This window comes from Streptomyces pseudogriseolus (genome assembly GCA_002154585.1).
GTDB lineage: Bacteria > Actinomycetota > Actinomycetes > Streptomycetales > Streptomycetaceae > Streptomyces > Streptomyces pseudogriseolus.
This window is the reverse complement of sequence record MUNG01000420.1, coordinates 1-7,141: the sequence shown is the minus strand read 5'-3', so window position 1 is coordinate 7,141 and position 7,141 is coordinate 1. Positions and strand designations below refer to the sequence as shown.

The 7,141-nt window shown below is 70.7% G+C and carries 6 protein-coding genes; 2 read left to right on the top strand and 4 right to left on the bottom strand.

Annotation, left to right across the window (positions count from 1 at the left end; all coding sequences use genetic code 11):
• Nucleotides 1–64: 64 nt before the first annotated feature.
• Nucleotides 65–3,193: a discoidin domain-containing protein gene (locus CCN29_RS29555; protein WP_086685608.1), complete on the bottom strand. Its 3,129-nt coding sequence runs from the start codon at nt 3,191–3,193 to the stop codon at nt 65–67.
• 138 nt (nt 3,194–3,331) lie between these two features.
• Nucleotides 3,332–3,946 carry a hypothetical protein gene (locus CCN29_RS36370; RefSeq protein ID WP_442538554.1) on the bottom strand — a complete coding sequence of 205 codons (615 nt, stop codon included), beginning with the start codon at nt 3,944–3,946 and terminating at the stop codon, nt 3,332–3,334.
• 139 nt (nt 3,947–4,085) lie between these two features.
• On the opposite strand from CCN29_RS36370, the gene CCN29_RS36365 reads away from it, so the two are divergent.
• The gene (locus CCN29_RS36365) at nt 4,086–4,346 is read left to right on the top strand and encodes a hypothetical protein (protein WP_442538553.1); all 261 of its coding nucleotides are present in this window, start codon (nt 4,086–4,088) and stop codon (nt 4,344–4,346) included.
• Between the two features lie 163 nt (nt 4,347–4,509).
• Here the strand turns inward: CCN29_RS36365 and CCN29_RS29545 are convergent, their stop codons facing one another.
• Entirely contained in the window at nt 4,510–5,079 is a 570-nt protein-coding gene (locus CCN29_RS29545) for a hypothetical protein (protein WP_031023202.1), read from the bottom strand.
• 400 nt (nt 5,080–5,479) lie between these two features.
• Between CCN29_RS29545 and CCN29_RS29540 the strand changes: the two genes are divergently transcribed.
• The gene (locus CCN29_RS29540; protein ID WP_086685610.1) at nt 5,480–6,013 is read left to right on the top strand and encodes an EF-hand domain-containing protein; all 534 of its coding nucleotides are present in this window, start codon (nt 5,480–5,482) and stop codon (nt 6,011–6,013) included.
• 77 nt (nt 6,014–6,090) lie between these two features.
• On the opposite strand, the gene CCN29_RS29535 is transcribed toward CCN29_RS29540, so the two are convergent.
• Nucleotides 6,091–6,996 carry a class I SAM-dependent methyltransferase gene (locus CCN29_RS29535; RefSeq protein WP_039986238.1) on the bottom strand — a complete coding sequence of 302 codons (906 nt, stop codon included), beginning with the start codon at nt 6,994–6,996 and terminating at the stop codon, nt 6,091–6,093.
• Nucleotides 6,997–7,141 lie beyond the last annotated feature (145 nt).

The following is a 7,141-nucleotide window of genomic DNA, read 5'->3' as shown; positions in this document are numbered from 1 at the left end:
TGTCGGCCGGGAGGGAGGGCTGCACGGCGTCGGGGGTGAACCATCGGGCTGGGGCAGGCTGGCGTCACTGCAGGGACAGGTGGATCAGGCGGCCGCCGCCCTCGTGTCCCGCGTCGGTCGCCAGGGCCACGTAGCGGGCGGTGATGTCCGTGCTGAGGTGCCGGTCGCGGCCACGGCCCGCGAGCTGACCGGCCGGGGTGTAGGTGAGGCCGTCACCGCTGAACTCGACGCGCAGTCCCGGTACATGGCCGTTCGTCCATTCCGTGCGGATGTCGCGGACACGGAGCCGGGCGCCGAGGTCGACGACCAGGCGGCCGTTCGGACCGGGCGTCCACGCCGTGGCCGGGTCGCCGTCGACGGCGGCGGACGGGTCCGACATGCCCGGCGGCAACGGGCTGGTCGGGAACACCGTGCACCCCAGTGCCAGATCTCGCAGAGGGTAGGCGGTGGCCCGCTTCACGGTGACCGTCGTGGTGCGGCCCGCTCTGACCGCCCCCACCTCACTGCGTCCTTGGGCGGTCACCTCCACGCGGCAGGCGGGTCCCGTGAGTTCGACGGTCGCGCCGTCGACCACGCGTGCCCGCAGACCCGCCGGCAGAGGACGGCTGTCGAGCGGGCGTACCGTCAGCCGTGGCGGCAGCAGCCGGGCTTCCGCCGCGGCGAGTTCGGCGTCGTAGGCGGTGCCGCCGTCGGTGAGGGTCTGGAGTCCCTCGAACAGCAGCCTCACAGGCCCGGCCTGCGGTACGTCGACGCGCGTCGTGACGGGCTCGTCCGACAGGTTGAACAGGCTGAGGTGATCGTCGGTGAGGGCGGCGCGGACGGCTTCGGCGTCCGCTCGTGGCTCGGGGGCCGCGGCCCGCTCGCGCAGGCTGCGGGGCGAGGCGCCGGGGAGTCCCTCGACCAGGAGGGGTGCGGCCGGGCCGTCGGCCAGGATGATCTCGTCCTGGTGGACCGTCAGGCCGGAGGCGGCCCCGCGTACCACCAGGCCCGCGCGGCCGTCGACGTCCAGCCATCCGCCCCGGCTGGTGGCGTCGGGTACCGGCCAGGAGGCGAGGTCCTCCCAGTGGAGGCCGTCCGCCGACCCCTGCACCGTGTAGGCGCGCCCCGCGGCGGCCTCCCAGCGCAGAGTGACCCGGTCCACCGCGTGCGGAGTTCCGAGGTCGACAGCCAGCCAGCTGTCCGCGCGGGGCCGGTCGCCCCGGGACACCGCCCACCGGGTGGCCGTGCTGCCGTCCACCGCCAGCGCCGGCTCCTTGCCGGTGTCGTAGGAGGAGGCGGTGGCCGTACCGGTCCGGGCCAGATCGGCGCCTTCCGCGCCGTCACGCGCTTCGAACGCGAAGAGCGAGTATCCGTACGCCGGGTCGGGTCGCACACCGAGCATGCGCAGATGCCGCACCTCGGTGCGCGCGAAGGTCACTTCGTCGACGCGCGCGGCCGGCGTGGCCGGCCGGGAGTCGGCCGAGGCCACGGTGGCGCTTCCCTCGGCGAAACGGTAGGTCCGCGTCCCGGTCAGGCCCGGCACGCCCGGCATCGTCAGATTGTGGATCTCCAGGTGCCCCTCCCCCGCGGCGACGCCCGACGTCGCGTACACGACGGCACCGGTGGGAAGCGTGGTGAATCCGGCGTACCCGGACCCCACCTGGAGCATCGTGGCGCTGCCGTCGAATCCGTCCCGGACCCCGCGGTAGGTCCGCACCCGGCGCTGCGTCACCTTGAGGGATGTCGTCGGCAGGAACATCGGCGTGGCCCCGCTGAGCTTGAAGAGCCAGTCGTCGTGGCCGGGTTGCCAGGCGAACTTCACGAAGCCGGGCTTGGTCACGGCACCCGCCCACGCCCCGGGTGTCTGGTGCGACACCAGGCCGGGTCCGGGGCCGAAGTCGGTGACCCCCGCGGCATGCTCGAACAGTTCCTCCGCGGAGAGGGGGCGGACCGTACGGCCCTGTTCGTTCGCCCACAGGTGCAGGAGGTAGCTGATGGCGACTTCCGCGCGGGCCTCCGGCTCGTACTTCGGTTCGCCCGAGAACTTCGCTATCCGGAATTCCGGCGGGTAACTCTGGTACGCCTCCAGTCGCTCCGCAAGGGCGACTTCCGCCCGGGCGGCAGCCCTGTTCCCCACCACCTGGGCGAGGAACGCGAGCGGGATGACGTCACGGCCGTAGAGGTGCTCCCGGTCGTTGACCATCGGCATCAGCGGCTCACCGGCGTCGCTCATCACGCCGAGGAGGGTGCTCCACAGCTGATCGGCGTTCGGCTGGTTGGTGAGCACCTGGGGCAGCGGCCGGCCCGCGGCGATGAAGTGGGCGGCGTTACGGCCCGATGTGCGCCACAGTTCCTCCTGGTAGTGAGGGCCGAACGAGCCGTGGTTCTCGACGATGAAGGTGTCGTACAGGTTGCGGGCGGTGTTGTCCGAGACGGGAGCCCCGTCCACGCGCGCCGGATTCGCCAGGTCCGCCTGGGGCATTCCGGCCTCGTTGCGCGACCACGCACCGAAGGACGCGGCCCAGTCACCGTGCCGTGGGTCGTCCACGGCCCAGGCCAGCCCCGGCACCAGGGACTGTGCGTAGACACCCATCTCTTCGAGCTTGGTGTCTCCTTCGTGGCCGCCGAGCAGGCCCCGAGGGGTCCAGCTGCCCGAGGACGGGTCGTTCCCGGTGCCCAGCGCGGTGCTGTAGGCGGCCTGTTCACGGGCGATGGTGTCGACACGGGAGCGCGTGGTCTCGTCGAGGTCGTCCCACAGCAGTCGTGCGGCGAGGACGAAGTACAGCTGGAACGTGGTGTCGAAGAACAGTCTCCGGCCCCACTGGGTGCCGCCCGTCAGTCTGTTGGACGCCGCGAAGTGCTTGATCGTCGCGATCGTCCGGGCCTTGAGGACCTGCTTCTCCGTCCCCGCCCGGGCCTCGTCGTAGCTGCCGCGGGTGAGCAGGACCGCGTGGCCGAGCACGACGGCGAAGCCGAAATCCTTGTCCGTGTAGTAGCCGCGGGCCGCGTCCCACTGGGTTTCCGTCCACCGCGTGTGGTTCAGCAGGACGCGGTGATAGATGTCCGCCACCGGGTCGGCTGCCGTGTCGTTCCGGTGTTGTCCGTGGGCTTGAGCCGTGCCGCTGCCAAGGGTGAGAGGCAGGGCGGCCAGCGCGCTCGTGGCGCCGAGGAGTTGGATGAAACGGCGACGGTCCACGGGGGATCTCGGCAGCACGTGCGGCACCTCTCGGTCGGACAACGTTGTCAGGCAGTGGCGTGAATTCTTCGGTCCGCCGGTCGATACGTCAATAGGTCACGTGCGCGGAAAGGGGAAACCGGGCGGACGGGGAACGGCACTCCGTTCCCCGTCCGCTCACACCGGTACGACGTAGGCAAATTGGTCGGTGTGCTGCGCCTCGGTGGTCGCCGGGGTGAGGCCACTGGGTACGGCCATTTTGGTGACCAGAGACATCATCGCCTCGGGCGCATTGTCCGCGCGGGTGCGGCCGTTGCGAGTGGCGAAGCCGAAGGACGCGGGGGTGCCGATCACGTAGGGCAGGACGTCGGGGAGGAGTTGTCCGGCGACGGTTCGTCCGTAGCCCGCCGGGTCGGCCGAGGTGCCGGTGGCCGCGACCACCTTGGCCACCCGGTCGGCGATCGTCCCTCCGAAGGCGGCGACGTCCTCGGAGGGGTGGCGGGTGTTGGCGGGGTCCGAGAAGTCCGTGTCGTCGGGCCAGAAGATCGGCCACATCATGGGATTGCCCGCGCGGTTGATCTGTCGCCAGCCGCCGGCGTCGGTCGCCAGCTTGGTCGCGCACCACACACCGGTTCGCGCGCCGGGCCGCAACTCGTCGCGGCCATGGGGGACTTCGAGGACGATCGCTTCCACCGTGGTCCCGGCGAAGGAGTTCCGTGCGTCCCGAGGATTCCAGGAGGTCAGGTGTACCGCGGTGCCTTTCCCCACGGCGCCGTTGACGACGGCGAGCAAGTCCAGGTCGACGTAGAAGGCTTCCTGGACGCGCTGCCCAGGCTCGGACTCCTGCGGCGGTGGCTGTTTCGCCGGTGCGGCCCTCCAGCACCAGGACGCCCTCGGCGGAGTCCTCGCGCGCGTCGCTGCCGGTGAGGGTGTGGAGACGCAGGGGCTGCCGGCCGGAGGCCTCGGGCACGCCGAAAGAGAAGCGATAGGTCACCGTCTCCTGGTCGGCACCGTCGAAGTGCACCTTGATCTCGTAGCGCGCCTCGTGGTGGAAGCCCGGTTCGGCGTGGGATCCGGTGATGTCGGAGTTGACGTCCATGACGAAGACCGTGCTGCCCTCGCCGGGGAAGACGTAGAGGTCGTCGATGAAAAGCTGGCCGTTCTGTGCAGCCTGGGGGTGTCGAGGTGGTGAGACATTGATGATCCCCTACACGTCATTGACTCGGTACGGTCACCGCCTTGGCCGGCCAGGGTTCGGGGAACCAGCCCGTACGCACGCCGGCCAAGGTGGTGCTCTGCTTCGACCAGGTGGTCCGGTCCCGCCGCTGCGGGCCTGTCGGCCTCTCCTGCGTGCGCTACTGCATCAGGTGGGTCATGGAACGGGCCCGCTCCCACATGCCGGGGATCTGCTCCATCGGGCGCTGCTGTTCGCCGTGCAGGGCGTTGAGCACGACCAGGCATCCGGTCAGGGCCGGCACCGCCCACTGGACGGCAGTCAGCTGCTGCCGTGCCTTGTCGAGGTCGATCGGGTGCTTCTCGGCCTGTTCGGCGTCGGCGGGGTCGGTGGAGGAGGCCAGCTCGACCTTCTTGCCCAGGACGCGGGCGTAGGCGGTGGCAGCCAGGGCCGCGGCGGTGACGACGGTCTTGGCCGCGGTGGAGGCGCCCACGCCCTGCTGGGTGGCTACGCGGTGGGCGTTGACAGCGAGCAGCCCGCCACCGCCGAACAGGTGGGCTCCGATCGCGGCGGCGTTGACCGGCGTCCATTTGGCCCAGCCCGAGGAGGAGATCCGGTCTCGGCTCGTCTCCGTGCTTCCTTCGTCCTGAGCCGCGCCGTTGAGGCCCACAGCTCCCATCAGCGAGCCCCCGAACCAGGCGGCCAGACCGACATCGTGCAGGCTGCGGATGACGGTGTTGCGGTCAGACATGGCAAAGCTCCCTCGGGATCGGCCGGAAGGGCTCCTCTACGTGTACGGCGGAGCCCCACCCACCGTCGCCGGACGGTGCAAGCGCCGCCATCACAGCAGGCCATCCGGGTGAACGCCGCACAGGTGCTGTTTCGGGTCCGACGTGGCAACGGCACGGGGAGCAGGAGCCGTCCCTACGGCATACGGACCGCCGCAGCGTCACGTCATATGAGCCGATCAACGGGATCGGCCGGAACACCCCGGTCTTCACAGGCGTGGCATCGGACGTGTCACACCCGCTCATTCAGCAGTTACCCAGGCACCAAAACCGAAGACCGGGATCCCGCGGCTCCGTCCGGCGGTTCCATGGAGCACGGATGCAGGCCCGAAAACGTCGGGTCGCGGAAGACAGGTGACGTACATGCGAGATGAGGCCGCCAAGCGGGCCGAGCTGGTCTTCTCCCTCTTCGACGCCAACGGCAACGGAGTCCTCGACTCCGGCGACTTCGACCTGATGACAGGCCGCGTTCTGGAAGCGGCGGCCGCTTCGGACGACGGCGCCAAGGACGCCATCACAGCCGCGTTCCGCCGCTACTGGACGACGCTGGCCGCGGAACTGGACGCCAACGGCGACGGTGTCATCTCCCTGGACGAGTTCCGTCCCTTCGTGCTGGACCCCAAGCGTTTCGGCCCCACGGTCGCCGAGTTCGCCGAGGCCCTCTCCGCACTCGGCGACCCCGACGGGGACGGATTGATCGAGCGCTCCCTGTTCGTGTCGCTGATGAGGGCGATCGGCTTCGAGGAGGCGAACATCCACGCCCTCTTCGACGCCTTCGGTCCGGACGCCGACGACCGCATCACCGTGGAGACGTGGGCCGTCGGCATCAAGGACTACTACGCGCCGGACAAGGCCGGGATCGCCGGCGACCGGCTGGTGACGGCCCACGCCGTCTGACCCGGCTCGCCTGGGGCCGTACCGCCGACCGGCAGGTGCGGCCCCTGGCCGGACGCCCGCGTCGTCGGACCCGGGCGTCAGGGGGCGAGCTTGCGCGCGAACACCCAGCGGTTCCCCTCCAGCGCGTCGTCAGGCTCGGGGAGAGGGCCGCGCCCGTGCCTCCTGGTGAACTCGAAGGGTGAGTGCATCGAGGTCGACCAGCCCCTGGCCGTCAGGGCGCCCGCGGAGTCGGGGCGTGGTCCCTTGTCGAAGAGGTCGAGCAGGTCGATGCCGATCAGCCGGCGCGTCGCCGTGTAGATCGGGCTGTCACGGTAGGCCAGGAGATCCTTCTCCAGCTTGGCCTCGAAGGCCAAGGCACTGCCCGCGGCGGTCAGCCGGTCCACCGTGTCGACGAGGTACGTCTCGGCGGGACCCGGCAGGTAGAAGAGGAGTCCCTCGGCCAGCCAGACGCTGGGTGCGGCGGTGTCGAAACCCACGGCGGTGAGCGCGCCGGCCCAGTCGTCACGCAGGTCGACCGGCACGGGGACGCGCTTCACCTCGGCAGCGGCCGACAGGCCCGTGAGTACCTGTTCCTTGAACGCCAGCACGCCCGCCCTGTCGATCTCGAAGACGACGCAGTCGGACGGCAGGTCCAGGCGGAAGGCGCGGGTGTCCAACCCCGCCCCCAGCAGGACCACTTGGCGGGCGCCCGCAGCGGTCGACCGGAGGACGAAGTCGTCGAGCACCCTCGTCCTCAGGCCGAAGTAGCGGGCGAACCTCCCCCACAGCGGGTTGTCGTCCCCGTCCACAACCTCCTCGATGCGCACCGGCCAGTGCGTGCAGGCGGGGGCCGCCCGCACGAAGTGCTCGGCGTAGGCGTCCTGGGCCAGGCTGTCGTGGCGGTGGGTCTCGACGGCCCGTGACGCGGCGACCAGGAGGGCGGTCAGGCCCACTCCCCCGTCCACGCCTTCCGCGTCCGTGTGCTGAGGTGTCGTGCCTGCCATGCTGCCTCCGTCGGCGGGAGTGGGAGCTGCGCGATGTCGTGGGCCGGGGTGGGTGGGTGTCCGGTGGGCGGGCCTCGGCCATCGGTCATCGGCCATCGGTCATCGGTCATCGGTCATCGGTCGTCGGTCATCGTGTCGTCCGGTC

Bases quoted from the DNA above. Each gene is read 5' to 3' on its own strand.
- CCN29_RS29545 (WP_031023202.1), bottom strand. From the start codon at position 5,079: ATGTCTGACCGCAACACCGTCATCCGCAGCCTGCACGATGTCGGTCTG.
- CCN29_RS29540 (WP_086685610.1), top strand. From the start codon at position 5,480: ATGCGAGATGAGGCCGCCAAGCGGGCCGAGCTGGTCTTCTCCCTCTTC.
- CCN29_RS29535 (WP_039986238.1), bottom strand. From the start codon at position 6,996: ATGGCAGGCACGACACCTCAGCACACGGACGCGGAAGGCGTGGACGGG.